Origin of the sequence: Microbacterium sp., from assembly GCF_049650565.1 — a bacterium.
Lineage (GTDB): Bacteria > Actinomycetota > Actinomycetes > Actinomycetales > Microbacteriaceae > Microbacterium.
Map to the genome: position 1 here is coordinate 1 of NZ_JBASAK010000088.1, position 17,013 is coordinate 17,013.

At 68.9% G+C, this 17,013-nt stretch carries 16 protein-coding genes; 3 read left to right on the forward strand and 13 right to left on the reverse strand.

The genetic code is table 11. From position 1 onward, the window contains the following. Positions 1–148: 148 nt before the first annotated feature. The 5 genes from ruvX to WA967_RS14025 all read right to left on the reverse strand — a co-directional run bounded on the left by ruvX (position 149) and on the right by WA967_RS14025 (position 5,772). Positions 149–631: a Holliday junction resolvase RuvX gene (gene ruvX / locus WA967_RS14005; RefSeq protein ID WP_424423784.1), complete on the reverse strand. Its 483-nt coding sequence runs from the start codon at positions 629–631 to the stop codon at positions 149–151. Further along, the gene (gene alaS / locus WA967_RS14010; protein ID WP_424423787.1) at positions 628–3,288 is read right to left on the reverse strand and encodes an alanine--tRNA ligase; all 2,661 of its coding nucleotides are present in this window, start codon (positions 3,286–3,288) and stop codon (positions 628–630) included. Before alaS ends, ruvX begins: the two co-directional genes overlap by 4 nt. A 64-nt stretch (positions 3,289–3,352) precedes the next feature. Continuing rightward, positions 3,353–3,541, reverse strand: coding sequence for a hypothetical protein (locus tag WA967_RS14015; protein WP_424423789.1), 189 nt, complete (start codon positions 3,539–3,541; stop codon positions 3,353–3,355). A 108-nt stretch (positions 3,542–3,649) separates the two neighbouring features. Then, positions 3,650–4,279, reverse strand: a complete 630-nt coding sequence (gene rpsD / locus WA967_RS14020) for a 30S ribosomal protein S4 (protein ID WP_417556306.1) — start codon at positions 4,277–4,279, stop codon at positions 3,650–3,652. Between the two features lie 161 nt (positions 4,280–4,440). Continuing rightward, positions 4,441–5,772, reverse strand: coding sequence for a replication-associated recombination protein A (locus tag WA967_RS14025; protein ID WP_424423792.1), 1,332 nt, complete (start codon positions 5,770–5,772; stop codon positions 4,441–4,443). Positions 5,773–5,864: 92 nt separating this feature from the next. Between WA967_RS14025 and WA967_RS14030 the strand changes: the two genes are divergently transcribed. The 3 genes from WA967_RS14030 (at position 5,865) to WA967_RS14040 (ending at position 8,191) form a co-directional block, all read left to right on the forward strand. Further along, the gene (locus WA967_RS14030) at positions 5,865–6,155 is read left to right on the forward strand and encodes a hypothetical protein (RefSeq protein WP_424423794.1); all 291 of its coding nucleotides are present in this window, start codon (positions 5,865–5,867) and stop codon (positions 6,153–6,155) included. A gap of 118 nt (positions 6,156–6,273) precedes the next feature. Continuing rightward, positions 6,274–7,560 carry a DUF349 domain-containing protein gene (locus WA967_RS14035; RefSeq protein ID WP_424423816.1) on the forward strand — a complete coding sequence of 429 codons (1,287 nt, stop codon included), beginning with the start codon at positions 6,274–6,276 and terminating at the stop codon, positions 7,558–7,560. 67 nt (positions 7,561–7,627) lie between these two features. After that, the gene (locus WA967_RS14040) at positions 7,628–8,191 is read left to right on the forward strand and encodes a type IV toxin-antitoxin system AbiEi family antitoxin (protein ID WP_424423796.1); all 564 of its coding nucleotides are present in this window, start codon (positions 7,628–7,630) and stop codon (positions 8,189–8,191) included. Here WA967_RS14040 and WA967_RS14045 read toward each other — a convergent pair. The 8 genes from WA967_RS14045 to WA967_RS14080 all read right to left on the reverse strand — a co-directional run bounded on the left by WA967_RS14045 (position 8,170) and on the right by WA967_RS14080 (position 16,948). Then, the gene (locus WA967_RS14045) at positions 8,170–10,422 is read right to left on the reverse strand and encodes a RelA/SpoT family protein (RefSeq protein ID WP_424423798.1); all 2,253 of its coding nucleotides are present in this window, start codon (positions 10,420–10,422) and stop codon (positions 8,170–8,172) included. The genes WA967_RS14040 and WA967_RS14045 overlap by 22 nt on opposite strands. Positions 10,423–10,490: 68 nt before the next feature. Beyond that, positions 10,491–11,486, reverse strand: coding sequence for a protein translocase subunit SecF (gene secF / locus WA967_RS14050; protein WP_424423800.1), 996 nt, complete (start codon positions 11,484–11,486; stop codon positions 10,491–10,493). Continuing rightward, the gene (secD, locus tag WA967_RS14055; RefSeq protein ID WP_424423803.1) at positions 11,483–13,237 is read right to left on the reverse strand and encodes a protein translocase subunit SecD; all 1,755 of its coding nucleotides are present in this window, start codon (positions 13,235–13,237) and stop codon (positions 11,483–11,485) included. Before secD ends, secF begins: the two co-directional genes overlap by 4 nt. 32 nt (positions 13,238–13,269) lie before the next feature. Beyond that, positions 13,270–13,686, reverse strand: a complete 417-nt coding sequence (locus WA967_RS14060; RefSeq protein ID WP_424423806.1) for a preprotein translocase subunit YajC — start codon at positions 13,684–13,686, stop codon at positions 13,270–13,272. Between the two features lie 87 nt (positions 13,687–13,773). Next, positions 13,774–14,805, reverse strand: a complete 1,032-nt coding sequence (ruvB, locus tag WA967_RS14065; RefSeq protein ID WP_424423809.1) for a Holliday junction branch migration DNA helicase RuvB — start codon at positions 14,803–14,805, stop codon at positions 13,774–13,776. Then, on the reverse strand, positions 14,798–15,406 hold the full coding sequence (gene ruvA / locus WA967_RS14070) for a Holliday junction branch migration protein RuvA (protein WP_424423811.1): 609 nt from the start codon (positions 15,404–15,406) through the stop codon (positions 14,798–14,800). The genes ruvB and ruvA overlap by 8 nt, the downstream gene beginning before the upstream one ends. 9 nt (positions 15,407–15,415) lie before the next feature. Continuing rightward, positions 15,416–16,015, reverse strand: coding sequence for a crossover junction endodeoxyribonuclease RuvC (gene ruvC / locus WA967_RS14075; RefSeq protein ID WP_424423814.1), 600 nt, complete (start codon positions 16,013–16,015; stop codon positions 15,416–15,418). A gap of 168 nt (positions 16,016–16,183) precedes the next feature. After that, a complete protein-coding gene (locus tag WA967_RS14080) occupies positions 16,184–16,948 on the reverse strand; it encodes a YebC/PmpR family DNA-binding transcriptional regulator (RefSeq protein ID WP_424423819.1) in 765 nt (254 codons plus the stop codon). Positions 16,949–17,013 lie beyond the last annotated feature (65 nt).

Below are 17,013 nucleotides of genomic sequence, written 5' to 3' on the forward strand. Positions count from 1 at the left end.
CTCGGCGGCCGCGCGCGCCTCGCGCATCGCACGGCGCGAACCCGGCGCAGCATCGTCGCGCCTGCCGCGCTCGGGCAGCGGCGATGATGCGGTGGGCAGATCATCGAACAGATCACCCAGCCCTGGCGATGTCGGGCGCTCTGGGGAGTCAGGCATCGTGAGAGGGCTCCTCATCGAGTTCGAGCGGCGCACCGGCGGGTCTCCCGGTGCTCTTCTCGGTGTCCACGGCGTGCTGCAGAAGCACGACCGCCGCCACCTGATCCACAATGCTACGAGAATTCTTCTGAGTCCTGCCCGAGGAATGCAGCGCCGTGTACGCGCTCACGGTGCTCAACCGCTCGTCGACCATGCGCACGGCGATGCCGGTGCGGCGGCCGAGCTCAGCAGCGAAGTCACGGGCATCCTTCGTGGACAGGGTCTCCTCGCCCCGCATGTTCACCGGGAGCCCCACGATGAACTCGATGGGCTCCCACTCCCGCGCGAGCTCCGCGATCCGGTCGATCGAGGTCTCCGACCTCGGGACGGTCTCCACCGGCACGGCCAGCATGCCGTCGGGATCGCACCGCGCGACACCGACACGGGCCTTGCCCACGTCGATGCCGAGCCGGGCGCCGCGGCGGAACCCGGTCACGCTGCCGAGAGCTCCGTGACCACGGCCGCCAGCGCGGCATCCAGTGCAGTCGCATCCGTGCCGCCGCCCTGGGCGACGTCGTCCTTGCCGCCGCCACCACCGCCGAGGATGCCGGCGGCGATGCGCACCAGCGCACCCGCCTTCGCCCCGGCCGCACGCGCGGTGTCGTTGGTGGCGACCACGACGATCGGACGCTCGTTCACGATGCCGCCGAAAACCACCACCGCGGCCTCAGATCCCAGGCGCTCGCGCACGCTCAGCGCGAGGGTGCGCACGTCGTCGGCGGAGCCGACCTCGCCGAGCGAACTGGCCGCCACCCGATACGAGCCGTGCTGCTGCGCGGCCTCCGACAGCGCCGGAACGCGACCGGCGCGCTCGGCGGCCTCGAACTGCGCGATGCGCTTCTCGGCGGCCTTCAGGTTGGCCTGCAGTTCCTCGATGCGGGTGGACAGCTGATCGCGGGGAGCCTTCAATGCGGCAGACAGCTGCGAGACCACCGTGCGCTCGGCGGCCAGCTCGCGGAAGGCGTCCTGTCCGACAAGTGCCTCGATGCGGCGGTTGGACGCGCCGACCGAGGACTCGCCGACGACACTGACCAGACCGATCTCGGCACTGGACGACACGTGGGTGCCACCGCAGAGCTCGCGCGACCAGGGTCCGCCGATGTCGACCATGCGCACGATGTCGCCGTACTTCTCGCCGAACAGCGCCATGGCGCCGGCCTCCTTGGCCTCGTCCAGTGAGATGACGCGGGTCGTCACCTCGAGCGCGTCGTTGACGGCCCGGTTGGTGATGTCCTCGATCTCGGTGCGGGTCTCGGCCGACAGGGGGTGCGACCACGCGAAGTCGAAGCGCATGTACCCGGCACGGTTGAGCGAACCCGCCTGCGTGGCCGTCTTGCCGAGCGTGTCGCGCAGCGCGGCGTGCACGAGGTGCGTGGCCGAGTGCGCCTGACGGGCGGCGCGCCGGTTGGCGGCATCCACCACGGTGGTCGCGCGGTCATCCACAGCGACGGCGCCGGAGTCCACGTGCACGGTGTGGCTGATCAGCCCCGGCACGGGCTTCTGCACGTCCAGCACGTCCAGCTCGAACCCGGCGCCGACGATGCTGCCCTTGTCGGCGACCTGGCCGCCGGACTCGGCGTACAGCGCGGTCTCGGCGAGGATGACCTCCGCCACCTGGCCCTCGGTCGCAGTCTGCACGGGCGCGCCGTCGACGAGAATGCCCAGCACGCGGGACTCGGCCTTCAGATCGTCGTAGCCGACGAACGAGGTCTCCCCCCGTGCGCGGAAGTCGCGGTACACCGACACATCCGCGCGCTGGCGCTTGCGGCTGCGGGCATCGGCCTTGGCGCGCTCGCGCTGACCGCGCATGAGCTCGTCGAACGCCGGGCGGTCCACGTTCAGCCCCGCCTCCTCGGCGACCTCCAGCGTGAGGTCGATCGGGAAGCCGTAGGTGTCGTGCAGCAGAAACGCCTGCGAGCCGCTGAGGGTGGATCCTCCGGACTGGCGGGTCTCGTCGAGGGCGAGGTCGAGGATCGTCGAGCCCTGCACCAGGGTGCGGCGGAAGGTCTCCTCCTCGGCGAACGCCGACGCCGACAGCATGGACCAGTCCTTCTCCAACACCGGATAAGCCGACTTCATGGCGTCCTTCGACACCTCGAACAGCTCGGGGAACGTCGAGTCCTCGACGCCCAGCAGGCGCATCGCCCGCACGGTGCGGCGCATCAGGCGGCGCAGGATGTAGCCGCGGCCCTCGTTGGAGGGACGCACGCCGTCGGAGAGCAGCATCAGCGAGGAGCGCACGTGGTCGGCCACGACGCGGAAGCGCACGTCGTCCTCGTGAACGGCGCCGTAGGTGCGACCGGAGAGCTCGATGGCGCGATCCAGCACAGGACGCACCTGGTCGGTCTCGTACATGTTCTCGACGCCCTGCTTGAGGAACGCGACGCGCTCCAGGCCCATGCCGGTGTCGATGTTCTTCATGGGCAGCTCGCCGACGATGTCGAAGTCGGTCTTGCCGCGCACGTTGTCGATGAAGTCCTGCATGAACACGAGGTTCCAGATCTCCAGGAACCGGGTGTCGTCGGCAGCCGGGCCGCCGTCCTTCCCGTATGCGGGGCCGCGGTCGAAGAAGATCTCCGAGTCGGGACCGCCGGGGCCGGGCTGGCCGGTGTTCCAGTAGTTGTCCTCGCGCCCGAGGCGCTGGATGCGCTCGGGCTTGAGCCCGATGACGTCGCGCCAGATGGCCTCCGCCTCGTCGTCGGTCTCGAAGACGGTGACCCAGAGATCCTTCTCGTCGAATCCGAGGCCGCCGTCGGCCTGCGACGAGGTCAGCAGCTCCCACGCATAGCGGATGGCGCCTTCCTTGAAGTAGTCGCCGAAGGACCAGTTGCCGAGCATCTGGAAGAACGTGCCGTGGCGCGCGGTGCGCCCGACCTCCTCGATGTCGTTCGTGCGGATGCACTTCTGCACGTCGGCGATGCGGGGATGCGGGGCCGGGACGACTCCGGTGAGGTACGGGATCATCGGCACCATGCCCGCGACAGTGAAGAGCAGCGAGGGGTCATCGCTGACCAGCGACGCCGACGGGACGATGGTGTGGTCGTTCTTCTCGAAGAAGTCGAGGTAGCGCTGCGCGATCTCCGCAGTTCTCATAGTGCTCTCAGGTGTCCTTGCATGGCTCGGTCGCGTCTCGCGGACGCGGAGGGATGAATCGTGGTCAGTCGTCTGCGGGGTCCGACAGGCGCGCCTCCTGCTGGCGGTACGCCTCACCGAGGATCCCGGTGAACTCCGAGATGCGCGCATCGATGTCGGCGAAGATCTCCTGACCGCGGGGGTCCTTGTTCATGAAGTGCGCGGCGACGAACCCGCCGATCACACCGATCAGGAACCAGAGCAGACTCTTCATTCCGCCATCCTACGACGAGAGGCGCCGGGGAAACCCCGACGCCTCTCGTCTTGACCCGCTGAGTCGCTACCCTTCGACAGGCTCAGGGACCCAGGTTTGGATGCGGTATCAGCGAGCCGCGTAGTACTCGACGACCAGCTGCACCTCACAGGTCACGGGGACCTCTGCGCGCTTGGGACGACGGACCAGACGGGCCTGCAGCTTGTCCAGCTCGACCTCGAGGTAGCCGGGAACCGGGGGCAGCACCTCGGCGTGACCGCCGGCCGCTGCGACCTGGAAGGGCTCGAGGCCCTCGGACTTGGCCTTGACGTGGATGAGCTGACCCGGCTTCACGCGGAAGGACGGGCGGTCGACGAGCTGACCGTCGACGAGGATGTGACGGTGCACGACCAGCTGGCGGGCCTGCGCGGTGGTGCGAGCGAAGCCGGCACGCAGCACGAGCGCGTCCAGACGCATCTCGAGCAGCTCGACCAGGTTCTCACCGGTCAGGCCGTCCTTGCGGCGGGCCTCGTTGAACGCGATGCGCAGCTGCTTCTCGCGGATGCCGTACTGCTCGCGCAGACGCTGCTTCTCACGCAGACGGACGGCGTAGTCGCTGTCGGCCTTGCGCTTGGTGCGGCCGTGCTCGCCCGGAGCGTAGGGACGCTTCTCGAGGTAGCGGGCTGCCTTCGGGGTGAGCGGGATACCCAGCGCGCGGCTGAGACGGACCTTGCGGCGGTCCTGAGACTTCGTGACCACGAAGTTCTCCTTCCGTGACGCGGACGTGTCTTTCACGACTCGCGGGCGTATCGCCTCTGCCCCGCCTTCCCCTCGCGTACGCCGAGGCGCGCCGGGAAGTCGTTCAGGAGCGGAGGGATGCCCGAAAACTGGGTTTCGAGCCGGTTCATCCTATCAGACGCTCAGTGTCCGCCGAGGATCCTGCGGATGCGCTCCAGGCGCGCTGACACGTCGCGCTCGGCGCCGAGATTCTTCGGCTCGTAGTAGTGACGCCCGGCAAGCTCGTCGGGCAGGTACTGCTGCGGCAGGATGCCGGCGTCGGCATCGTGCGGGTATCGGTAGCCCTTGCCGTGGCCGAGTCTCTTCGCGCCGGCGTAGTGCGCGTCGCGCAGATGGATGGGCACCCGCCCGAAGCCCCCCGACCGCACATCGGCGATGGCCTGGTCGATGGCGACATAGGCGGCGTTGGACTTGGCCGTCGTGGCCAGGTAGATGGTGGCCTCCGCCAGCGGGATGCGCCCCTCCGGCATGCCGATGAAGGCCACGGCATCCGCCGCCGCCGTCGCGATCAGGAGCGCCTGCGGGTCGGCGAGTCCGATGTCCTCCGCCGCGGAGATGACCAGTCGCCGAGCGATGAACCGCGGGTCCTCCCCCGCCTCGATCATGCGTGCGAGGTAGTGCACGGCGGCATCTGCATCCGAGCCGCGGATCGACTTGATGAACGCACTGATGACGTCGTAGTGCTCGTCGCCCGCCCGATCGTAGCGCAGCAGCGCGCGGTCCACGGCCTGGGCCACGTCCTCGTCGGAGACGACGGCGGTCTCCCCCACCGCCGCCTTCGACATGGCCACGCCGGCGGCCGCCTCCAGGCCGGTCAGCGCGCGGCGGGCGTCGCCGGAGGCGAGCCGGATCAGTGCGGACCTCGCGACGTCGTCCAGCGTCACCGCGTCCGCGAGTCCCCGGGCATCGGTCACTGCCCGGTCCACCAGCACGCCGATGTCGTCGTCGGTGAGTGGCTGGAGCGTCAGCAGCAGGGAACGCGACAGCAGCGGCGAGATGACCGAGAACGAGGGGTTCTCGGTGGTCGCGGCGATGAGGATGACCCAACCGTTCTCCACGCCCGGGAGCAGGGCGTCCTGCTGCGCTTTCGTGAAGCGGTGGATCTCATCCAGGAAGAGGATGGTGGTCTGGCCGTACAGGTCGCGCTGGGTGATGGCCTCCTGCATCACCTCGCGCACGTCCTTCACGCCGGCGGTGATCGCGGACAGCTCGACGAACCGGCGCCCGGACGACCGCGCGATGGCCTGGGCCAGTGTGGTCTTGCCCGTGCCTGGCGGGCCCCACAGGATGATCGAGACCGCGCCGGGAGACGAGGCGTCGGGATCGGCCAGGGCGACGATGGGCGACCCTGCGCGCAGCAGGTGCTGCTGCCCGGCCACCTCGTCGAGCGAGACCGGCCGCATGCGCACGGCGAGCGGGGTCTGGCCCGAGAGCAGAGGAGCCGGGGAGGTCATCCCCCCAGGCTAGTCGCGGTCGGCGACACTGCATCGCGGTAGGCTCGCAGGAGGCGGCGCCCGGGACGGCGCCCGGGAAGAAGAGGACGACGATGGCCGCACGCACCTCCCGCGGATCGCAGCGCAGTCGCGGCGATGCCGAGCGAGCACGGCTGTATGCGGCCCGCACGGCCTGGCACCAGAAGCTGCAGCGGCGGCGCGTGCGCGACACGGTTCTCGCGTGCATCATCGGCGGCTTGATCGTCGTCGGGGCCGTCGTGAGCCAGACCGTCCACGCACAGGTCACGGCGCCCGCGCCGACGCCCTCGCACGCACCCGCATCGCCTGTCGCCACCACGCCCGCCGTGCCCTCGCCGGACCCCGCGCAGACTCCTGGCGAGTGAACTAGGCTGAGCGGAGCCCTTTCCCACTCCCGCGGGCAAGCCGCGCAAGGAGAACACCGTGTCTGACGACAACGCCCCCAAGCCCACCCCGCCGATCCCCGCGCCGCCGCGCCGTCCGATGCCCCGCGTCACCGCCGCGCCGGCCGCCGCGCCGGTGACATCCGCGCCCATCGCGTCCGACGCCTCCGAGTGGGGTCGCGTCACCGAGGACGGCACCGTCGAGGTGCGCGAGGGCGACGCCTGGCGCGCGGTCGGCCAGTACCCCGACGGCACGCCCGATGAGGCGCTGGCGTACTACGCCCGCAAGTTCGACGACTTCGCCGTGAAGTTCGGAACCCTGGAGACCCGCGCGCAGAGCGGCGGCAGTTCGGCATCGGACCTCACCAAGCAGGCGAATCGCCTTCTCGGCGAGGTGACGGATGCCGCGGCCGTCGGCGACCTCGCGGGCCTCCGCACCCGCATCGAGGCCCTCGTGGCGAGTCTCTCCGAGGCCACCGAGAAGGAGGCCGAGGCAGCGAAGGCCGCCATGGACGCCGCCATCGCCGAGCGCACCGTGATCGTCGAGAAGGCCGAGGCCATCGCCGCCCGCGACCTGTCGAAGGTGCAGTGGAAGCAGGTCACGGTCGAGATGACCGAGCTGTTCGACGCGTGGCAGTCGCACCAGCAGAACGGCCCGCGTCTGCCGAAGGGCGTCGCGCAGCAGCTCTGGAAGCGGTTCCGCGATGCACGCTCGAGCGTCGACAAGGCTCGTCGCGCGTTCTTCTCCGAGCTCGACGACGTGCACCGCAGCGCACGCGATGCCAAGGCCCGTCTGGTCGAGCGGGCCGAAGCCCTCGCACCCCGCGGCGTGGACGGCATCCCCGCATACCGAGATCTGCTGGACGAGTGGAAGGCCGCCGGCCGTGCCGGACGCAAGGCCGACGATGCGCTGTGGGCGAAGTTCAAGGCCGCCGGCGACGCGCTGTACTCGGCTCGTGCCGAGCAGGCAGCTGCCGATGAGGCGGAGTCCGCGCCGAAGATCGAGGCCCGTCAGGCTCTGCTGGAAGAGGCCAAGGCCGTCGCCGACGAGCCGAACCTCAAGAGGGCACGCGCCCTGCTCACGCGCATCCAGCGGGAGTGGGACGAGGTCGGACGCATCTTCCCTCGCGAGAAGGAGCGCGCCCTCGACGATCGCATGCGCACCATCGAGCAGGCTCTGAAGTCCCGCGAGGACGTGGACTGGAAGAAGAACAACCCCGAGACCAAGGCTCGTGCGAACGACATGAGCTCGCAGCTCAACGAGGCCATCGAGAAGCTCGAGCGGGAGCTCGCCGCTGCGGAGAAGGCCGGCGATGCGAAGGCCGTCAAGGAGGCCACCGAGGCGCTGGCCGCACGGCGCTCCTGGCTGAACGCCCTGCGCGGCTGACACCGCGTTATCCACAGTATGAGCCGTGCTCGCCCGTCACCGGGCGGCACGGCTCATACTGTTGTGCATGCACCCCGCGCTGTTCTACCGCCCCGGTGACCGGCTGACCCTCGCAGAGCTCAGCGCGGCCCGCCTCGACGGGGTCGTGATCGAGGTCGGCGAGGGATTCATGCCCGTCGACACCGTGGAGGAGGCGGATGCCAGGGCGCTCGGCGTCGCCATGCTCATCCCCCGAGGCACCGCGGCCTGCGGCCCGACGGCCGCCTGGATCCACGGCGCCGGCGACGCCCCGCCGGCCGTGCATCACATCCGCCGCGTCTCTGCGGCGCGGATGCGCGTCACGCCGCGGGCACGGGTGATCTACCACGACCGTCGCGCCGCACAGGACGCCGTCGCCGACGTCGGCGGCATCCCCGTGACGACACCGGAGGCGACGGCCTCGGAGCTGCTGTACGCCGCGGCGCTCGACCAGCGCGACGACCACTGGGTGAACGCGCTCCTCCAGGCGAGGCCGGAGCTGCTGGGCAGCCTCGAGGACGAACTCGCGCGCGCGACCAGACGTCCGGGCCGACGCGCGGCCGCGCAGATTCTTCAGGCCGTGAGGGCCTCTCAGGACGTCGTGACGCGGTAGACGTCGTACACGGCGTCGATCCGGCGGACGGCATTGAGCACGCGGTCCAGGTGCACGGAGTCCCCCATCTCGAAGACGAAGCGGCTCAGCGCCAGGCGCTCGTCGGTGGTGGACACCGACGCCGACAGGATGTTCACGTGGTGTTCGCTGAGCACGCGGGTGACGTCCGAGAGAAGGCCCGAGCGATCCAGCGCCTCCACCTGGATCTGCACGCGGAACACGCTCTTGGTGGTCGGCGCCCAGGACACCTCCACGAAGCGCTCGGAGTCGGCGCCCAGCGCCTTCACGTTCACGCAGTCCTTGCGGTGCACCGAGACGCCGCTGCCGCGGGTGACGAAGCCGACGATGGGGTCTCCCGGCACGGGCGTGCAGCACCGCGCCAGCTTGACGAGGATGTCGGCAGCGCCGCGGACCAGGATGCCGGAGTCCGCAGCCTTGGCCTCGCGGGTGGCCGCGTGACCGGGCAACTGGATGGCCCCGGTGCTGGTGTCGGGTTCGGAGGCGACGAGCGCGGTGACCTTCTCCAGCACGGACTGCGTGGAGACGTGCCCCTCGCCGACGGCCGCGTACAGCGAGGTGACATCCTCGTAGCGCAGCTGCCGCGCGACCTCCGCGAACGACTCCTGACTCATCAGCCGCTGCAGAGGCAGGTTCTGCTTGCGCATCGCGCGGGCGATGGACTCCTTTCCCTGCTCGACGGCCTCCTCGCGGCGCTCCTTGGTGAACCAGCCCTTGATCTTGTTGCGCGCCCTGGTGCTCTTGACGAAGCTCAGCCAGTCCTGACTGGGACCGGCATCCGGGTTCTTCGAGGTGAACACCTCGACGACGTCGCCGCTGCGCAGTTCGGACTCCAGCGGCACCAGCCGCCCGTTGACCTTGGCGCCCATCGTGCGGTGGCCGATCTCGGTGTGCACGGCGTAGGCGAAGTCCACCGGCGTCGCCCCGGCGGGGAGCCCGATGACACGCCCCTTGGGCGTGAAGACGTACACCTCCTTCGCACCGATCTCGAAACGGAGCGAATCCAGGAACTCGCTGGGGTCGGCGGTCTCGGCCTGCCAGTCGGAGATGTGCGCGAGCCATGCCATGTCGGCGTCCGTCTTGCGCGTGTCGACCTTGCCGCCGTTCATCCGCTCCTTGTACATCCAGTGCGCGGCCACGCCGAACTCGGCCTGCTGGTGCATCTCGTGCGTACGGATCTGGATCTCCACCGTGCGCCCGGACGGGCCGATCACGGTGGTGTGCAGCGACTGGTAGAGGTTGAACTTCGGGGTGGCGATGTAGTCCTTGAAACGTCCGGGCAGCGGCGTCCAGCGCGCGTGGATGGCGCCCAGCACCGCGTAGCAGTCGCGCACGGAGTTCACCAGCACCCGGATGCCGATCAGGTCGTAGATGTCGTCGAACTCGCGACCGCGGACGACCATCTTCTGATACACGGAGTACAGCTGTTTCGGACGCCCGAACACCTTGCCGCGGATGCGCAGCTCGTGCAGGTCCTCGTCGATCTCCGCGATGACCTGCTTGAGGTACTTCTCGCGCTGCGGAGTGCGCTGTGCCACCAGGCTGGAGATCTCCGCGTAGATCTTCGGGTTCAGCACGGCGAAGGACAGATCCTCCAGCTCGGATTTGATGGTCTGGATGCCGAGGCGATTGGCCAGCGGCGCGTAGATCTCGAGCGTCTCCTTGGCCTTGCGCGCGGCCTTCTCGGGCGGCACGAAGCCCCAGGTGCGCGCGTTGTGCAGCCGGTCGGCGAGCTTGATCAGCAGCACGCGGATGTCTTTGGACATCGCGACGATCATCTTGCGGACGGTCTCGGCCTGTGCGCTCTCGCCGTACTTGACCTTATCGAGCTTGGTGACGCCGTCGACGAGCATCGCGACCTCGTCACCGAACTCCTCGGTCAGCTCGGTGAGTGCGTAGCCGGTGTCCTCGACGGTGTCGTGCAGCAGTGCGGCCGCGACGGCGCGAGGCCCGAGGCCCAGGTCGGCGAGGATCTTCGCAACAGCCAGTGGATGGGTGATGTACGGCTCGCCGCTCTGCCGGAACTGCCCCTCGTGCTTCTCCTTCGCGATGCGATAGGCGTGCTCGATGATGGGCAGATCGCCGCGGGGGTGATTGGCGCGGACCGTGCGGATCAGGTTGTCGAGGTCATTGACGCGAGGCGCTCGAGAGAAGATGCGCGGCACCAGCCGACGCAGACTGGAGCCCTGCGATGTGACCTGCGAATCCGCCATCTGTGCTCCCGTCCCCGCGTTGTGCTCATCCTACGCGGGGACCGGCACGCCGATCCCCGCGTAGGATGTCAGACCTCGACGGTCGTGGCGGCGCGCTCGCGCGCCTGCAGCACCTTCTTGTCGTGGGCGAGGATGGCCGGCTCGTTCTGGCGGAACGCCGCGTACAGCGGCGCCGACACGAACAGCGTGGAGTACGTCGCGACCAGGATGCCGACGAAGATCGACAGCGAGATCGAGGACAGCGTCTCCGCGCCGAACCAGAACGCTCCGATGAACAGGATCGCGCCGACAGGCAGCGCTGCGACGACCGAGGTGTTGATCGAGCGCACCAGCGTCTGGTTGACGGCGAGGTTCACCGATTCCCCGAACGTGCGGGTCATCTGATCGGCATCCTCGGTGGTGTTCTCGCGCACCTTGTCGAACACGACCGTGGTGTCGTACAGCGAATAGGCCAAGATTGTCAGGAACCCGATCACGGCCGCCGGCGAGATCTCGAAGCCCGCGAGGGCGTAGACGCCGACCGTGATCACCAGCACGTCAAGCAGGCCGAGGATCGAGGCTGCCGACATCTTCCACGTGCGGAAGTAGATGCCGAGGATCAGGAAGGTCAGCGCGAGGAAGATCGCCAGGCCCCACAGGGACTGCCGCGTGACGCCCTCACCCCAGGCCGGGCCGATGAACGAGTCCGCGACCTCCTTGGGCTGCACGTCGTAGGCGTCCGCAAGGGCGTTCTTCACATCCTGCGTCTGGTTGGGCGACATCTGGTCGGTCTGGACGCGGACGTCCTTGTTGTTGACGATGGCGACCCTGGTGGTGGCGTTCGGCACCACGCTGCGCACCGCGTCGGACGCCAGGCCCTGATTCGTCGAAGACGGGCCCACGATCATGAACTGCGAGCCGCCGGTGAACTCGATGGAGAACTGCACCGGCCGGATGAACGGCACCAGGATGGAGCCCAGAACCAGCAGCACGGCGATGATGAACCACAGTCTGCGCCTGCCGACGAAGGGGAAGGAGGTCTTCCCCGAGTAGAGGTTGTTGCCGAACTCGTTCATCGAGATCATGATGCGGAGGAGTCCTTCCCGGCATCCTTGGATCCCTGAGCGGCGAGTGCCTCAGCGCGCTTGCGCTCGGCGATGGTCTGGCGCCTGGCGGCTTCGCCGCTTGCGCCCTTGTTGCGTGCGGCGCGGCCGGTCGACGCGGTCTCCGCGGTGCGGTACTGCACGCGGTCGCTGTACACGGCGCCGAGCGACTCGGCGTTCAGGCCGGAGAGCGGGTGCCCGCCGCCGAAGAACTCCGTGCGGGCCAGGATCTGCATGACGGGGTGCGTGAAGATCACGAAGATGAACACATCGATCAGAGTGGTCAGACCCAGCGTGAACGCGAAGCCCTTCACCGTGGCGTCAGCCAGGATGAACAGCACCACGGCTGCGAGGATGTTGACCGCCTTGGCGATGTAGATCGTGCGCTTCGCACGATCCCAGCCGTACTCGATCGAGCCGGTGATGGACTTGCCGTCGCGCAGCTCGTCTCGTATTCGCTCGAAGTAGACGATGAACGAGTCGGCCGTGAATCCGATCGACACGATCAGACCCGCCACGCCTGCCAGGGACAGTCGGAAGCCCATGCGCCAGGCCAGGATGGCGATGATGATGTACGTCAGCACGCCCATCACGCCGATCGACGCCATGATCACCCAACCCAGAGCCCGATAGCTGAGCAGCGAGTAGATCGCGACCAGGCCGAGGCCGATGAGGCCGGCGATGAGGCCGTACTTCAGCTGCTGCGATCCGAGCGTGGCCGAGACCGTGTCGGAGCTCTGCACGGTGAAGCTCAGCGGCAGTGCACCGTACTTGAGCTGATCGGCGAGGGCCTTGGACGTCTCCTGCGTGAAGTTTCCGGAGATGCTGGGGCGACCGTTGAGGATCGCGGCCTGCATGGTCGGCGCGGAGATGACCTCTCCGTCGAGCACGAAGGCGAACCTGTCCAGCGGGGCCTTGTTCGCCAGGCGGTTGGCGTTCAGGCGCTGGCTGATCTCGCCGAAGACCTTGGTGCCGTGCCCGTTCATGGTGAGGTTGACGGTCCACTGGCCGGACTGCTGCTCGCGGCCGGCCGTCGCGTCGGTGATGACGGTGCCGTCCAGCTCCATCGGGCCGAGGATGTACTTGGCCACGTACTGGCCGCCCTCTTGCTCGCAGGCGATCAGCGGCTGGTCCTCGGGCTGATTGGTCGGTCGTTTCGACTTGCAATCGAAGGCGTCGAACTGCGCCTTCAGCTGGGGAGTGATCCACGCCGGGTCGGACGCGTTGCTCGGCTTGGCTGTGGGCGTGGCCTGCAGCGTGGGGTCGGGCGTCGGATACGGCGTCTGCTTGCCGTCTTCGCCGACGAAGGTGGTCCCCGGTGCGTCCGTGTACAGCACCGCGCGGAACTCGAGCTTGGCGCTCGCGGTGATGCGATCACGGTCGGCCTGGGAGGCCTGGCCGGGGATCTGGACGACGATGTTGCGCCCGCCCTCGGTGGTGATGTCGGCCTCGGACACACCCGACGCGTCGACGCGCTGACGGATGATCGAGACGGCCTGGTTCAGCTGGTCGGCCGAAGGGGCCGAGCCGTCGGGCGTCGCCGCCTGCAGGATGATCTGCGTGCCGCCCTGCAGGTCGAGGGCGAGTTCAGGCGTCCACGAGCTGGCCGGCTTGCCGGTGTCGGTCTTGAAGATGTACACGCCGAGCGAGTTGATGCCGAACAGCACCGCCGTGACGATGAGCAGGCCGAGGAGGACCCGCCAGGCATGGCGAGTCGGAGATGTGGATGCCACGTGATTGCTTTCCGCGAGAGGGACGCCGAGCGTCAGTTGTCGTTGTTGCGCTCGAGACGCGCCCTGGTCTCCTCGGGCGTCTCCACCTGGATGGACTCGATGCCGTCATCGGCGCCCTGGGCGGGAGTGCTGTGCTCGTCGTCCTCGACGGCCGCGTCGTCATCGGCATCCTCGAGCTCGCTCGGGTCGACGACGCGCAGGATGGACTGACTGTGCACCTCGATGACGACACCGGGAGCGAGCTCGATCTGCGCGGGCTTGTTGAGGTCGATCGGGTCGTAGGAGACGACGGTGCCGTACAGGCCGCCCTGCAGCAGCACCTTCGCACCCGGGATGGTCTTGGTGGCCTTCTCCTCCTGCTGCGCCTTCATCTGCCTCTGGCGCTTGCGGGTGTTCATGAACATGAAGACGAGCATCACGGCGAGGAGGCCGAAGAGCATGAGGGACATGGGATCCATGGGAGCGGGAGCCTTTCAGATGCACGCCGGACGCGGCGTCGCGTATGGGGGACCGGGATTCCGGCAAGCCTTCAGCGATTATAGGTCATCGAACAAAGCAGCACCCTCGGGATGAACCAGGCCCAGGTGCTGGTACGCCTCCGGCATGGCGATGCGACCACGAGGCGTCCGGCCCAGGAACCCGATACGCACGAGGTAGGGCTCGACGACGCTCTCGACGGTCTCCGCCTCTTCGCCGACGGCCACGGCCAGGGTGCTGAGCCCCACCGGACCGCCGCGGAAGCGCCGCACCAGCGCGTCCAGCACGGCCCGGTCGAGCCGGTCCAGCCCGATGGCGTCGACGTCGTACAGCTCCAGCGCGGCGCGCACGTCGTGGATGGATGCCGCGTCCCCACCACCGTGGACCAGCGCGTAGTCGCGCACCCGGCGCAGCAGCCGGTTGGCGATGCGCGGGGTGCCCCGGGAGCGCCGTGCGATCTCCGAGAGGGAGTCGCCGGGAAGCGTCACGCCCAGCACGGATGCCGAGCGGTGGATGACCTGTTCGAGATCGCTCTCGTCGTAGAACTCCAGGTGGCCGGTGAAGCCGAAGCGATCGCGCAGCGGGTTCGGCAGCAGGCCCGAGCGGGTGGTCGCGCCCACCAGCGTGAACGGTGCGAGGTCCAGCGGGATGCTGGTGGCTCCGGCGCCCTTGCCGACCATGATGTCGATGCGGAAGTCCTCCATCGCCAGGTACAGCATCTCCTCGGCGGAGCGCGCCATGCGGTGGATCTCGTCGATGAACAGCACTTCGCCGGGCGTGAGGCTGGACAGCAGAGCAGCCAGGTCGCCGGCATGCTGGATGGCCGGTCCGCTGGACAGGCGCAGCGGGCGCCCGCTCTCGTGCGCGACGATCATGGCCAGCGTGGTCTTGCCGAGTCCGGGAGGGCCGGCCAGCAGGATGTGGTCGGCAGGGCGCTCCTGGATGCGGGCGGCCTCCAGCAGCAGCTGCAGCTGGCCGCGCACCTTGGGCTGGCCGACGAACTCGCCGAGGCTCGTGGGGCGCAGCGCGCCCTCGATGGCCAGTTCGGTCTCGTCCAGCGCCTCGCCGGCGTCGCGGGGGTTCTCAGCCACGCTTGGCCCCTGGTCCCATGGCGGCCAGTGTGCGGCGCAGCAGCGCGGGAACGGATTCGCGCTCGGCATCCGTCGCAGTGTCGGCCGTGGCGGCCGCCGCCTCTGCTGCGACCTTCTCGGTCCAGCCCAGGCCCACGAGCGCGGCGGTGACCTGATCGACGACGGCCGTGGCGGCGACCGCGGTCGGCGTGCTCGCCACCCGCGGCTGCACCTTGCCTGCCAGCTGAACGACGATGAGCTTGGCCGTCTTCGGCCCGATTCCGGAGACGCGCCGGAACGGCGCGTCGTCCTCGGCCGTGACGGCCTCGGCGATCTGGTCGACGGTCAGATGCGAGAGCACGCCGAGCGCCGACTTGGGGCCCACGCCGGTCACGCTCAGCAGCTGCCCGAAGATCTCCAGCTCATCGCGGTCGCCGAAGCCGTACAGCGTCAGCGCGTCCTCGCGGACGATCAGGCTGGTGTGCAGCTGCAGCTGCTCCCCCACGACCGCGATGTGCGCGACGTCCGCGGGGACGAACACCGAGAACCCGACACCACCCGTCTCGATGACGACGCGGTCGACGGCCGTGTGCAGCACGGTGCCGCGCAGCGAGGAGATCATGATTCCACCCTATCTGGCGGCTCGTACATCCGTTCGAGCGACACGAGAGGTGCGCGAGTTCCGCTCCGCTTGGGCCCAGGCGCGCTGAGCGGGCGTCATGCCACCTTCGGCAGTGGGAGCGACGGGGCCGGTGCGCCAGGCGTGGCAGAGCGCGATGGCCAGCGCGTCGGCGGCGTCGGCGGGCTGCGGCGGGGCATCCAGTCGCAGGATGCGGGCGATCATCGACTGCACCTGCTTCTTGTCCGCCGATCCGTAGCCGGTGACGGCGGCCTTCACCTCGCTCGGCGTGTGCGTGGCTGCCGGGAGTCCCGCCTCGGCGGCGATCAGCAGCGCCACGCCGGATGCCTGAGCCGTGCCCATCACGGTCTGCACGTTGTGCTGCGCGAACACGCGCTCCACGGCCACGGCATCCGGACGGTGCTCCTCGATCACGGTGCGGATGCCGGCGGCGACAGCAGCCAGACGCACTGACAGGTCCGCGTCCAGCGGCGTGCGGACGACCCCCACGTGCACCAGCGTCGCCCGGCGGGAGCGGTCCACGTCGACGACGCCGACGCCGCAGCGGGTGAGGCCGGGGTCGATGCCGAGAACGCGCAGCGGGGAGGTCACTCCCCCAGGCTACGGGCGCAGAACGGCCCCGGGCGCAGGCGCGCCCGGGGCCGGAGCTTCGACGGGCTCAGCAACCCAAGAACCTGGGTCCCTGAGCCGGGCCCACGCGCCCCCGAGGCTCCGGTCGGCGCGAAGCGACGGCTGGAGTGGGGCGTGGGGATCGAAGGGTCAGTCCTCCTCGTCGTTCTCGAGCTCGGCCTGCACCTCGGCGGTCAGATCGAAGTTCGCGAACACGTTCTGCACGTCGTCGCTGTCCTCAAGCGCGTCGATCAGGCGGAAGATCTTGCGCGCGGTCTCAGCGTCGATCTCCACCTTGAGGTTCGGCACGAACTCCACGTCGGCGGAGTCGTAGTCGATGCCGGCCTCCGCCAGTGCGGTGCGCACGGGCACCAGATCGCTGGCGTCGGTGATGACCTGGAAGCCCTCGGCCTGCGGCTCGATCTCCTCGGCACCGGCCTCGAGGGCGGCCATCATGAGGTCGTCCTCAGTGGTGCCCTCGGCGCTGACGACGATGACGCCCTTGCGGCTGAAGTTGTACGCGACCGAACCCGGATCGGCCAGCGTGCCGCCGTTGCGGGTGAGTGCGGTGCGCACCTCGGCCGCCGCACGGTTCTTGTTGTCGGTCAGACACTCGATCATCAGCGCCACGCCGCCGTGACCGTAACCCTCGTACATGATGGAGGAGTACTCGACGGACTCGCCGCCGATGCCCGCACCGCGCTTCACCGCGCGGTCGATGTTGTCCTTCGGGACGGAGGTCTTCTTGGCTTTGAGCACCGCGTCGTACAGCGTCGGGTTGCCGGCGAGGTCGGCGCCGCCGAGCTTCGCCGCCACCTCGATGTTCTTGATGAGCTTGGCCCATGCCTTGGCACGACGGGAGTCGATGACCGCCTTCTTGTGCTTGGTCGTAGCCCACTTGGAATGCCCGGACATATGTCTCCGCTCGTCTCGTATGCCCGGAGTCTCCTCCAGGGCATCGTCCATTCTAACGAATCGTG

What these genes read in the sequence shown, in the direction of transcription:
- WA967_RS14060 (WP_424423806.1), bottom strand. Translation starts at nt 13,686, where the DNA reads ATGTCCCTCATGCTCTTCGGCCTCCTCGCCGTGATGCTCGTCTTCATG.
- secF (WP_424423800.1), bottom strand. Translation starts at nt 11,486, where the DNA reads ATGATCTCGATGAACGAGTTCGGCAACAACCTCTACTCGGGGAAGACC.
- WA967_RS14035 (WP_424423816.1), top strand. Translation starts at nt 6,274, where the DNA reads ATGCCCCGCGTCACCGCCGCGCCGGCCGCCGCGCCGGTGACATCCGCG.
- WA967_RS14030 (WP_424423794.1), top strand. Translation starts at nt 5,865, where the DNA reads ATGGCCGCACGCACCTCCCGCGGATCGCAGCGCAGTCGCGGCGATGCC.
- WA967_RS14045 (WP_424423798.1), bottom strand. Translation starts at nt 10,422, where the DNA reads ATGGCGGATTCGCAGGTCACATCGCAGGGCTCCAGTCTGCGTCGGCTG.
- ruvA (WP_424423811.1), bottom strand. Translation starts at nt 15,406, where the DNA reads ATGATCTCCTCGCTGCGCGGCACCGTGCTGCACACGGCCGTCGACCGC.
- WA967_RS14025 (WP_424423792.1), bottom strand. Translation starts at nt 5,772, where the DNA reads ATGACCTCCCCGGCTCCTCTGCTCTCGGGCCAGACCCCGCTCGCCGTG.
- WA967_RS14015 (WP_424423789.1), bottom strand. Translation starts at nt 3,541, where the DNA reads ATGAAGAGTCTGCTCTGGTTCCTGATCGGTGTGATCGGCGGGTTCGTC.
- WA967_RS14040 (WP_424423796.1), top strand. Translation starts at nt 7,628, where the DNA reads ATGCACCCCGCGCTGTTCTACCGCCCCGGTGACCGGCTGACCCTCGCA.
- alaS (WP_424423787.1), bottom strand. Translation starts at nt 3,288, where the DNA reads ATGAGAACTGCGGAGATCGCGCAGCGCTACCTCGACTTCTTCGAGAAG.
- WA967_RS14080 (WP_424423819.1), bottom strand. Translation starts at nt 16,948, where the DNA reads ATGTCCGGGCATTCCAAGTGGGCTACGACCAAGCACAAGAAGGCGGTC.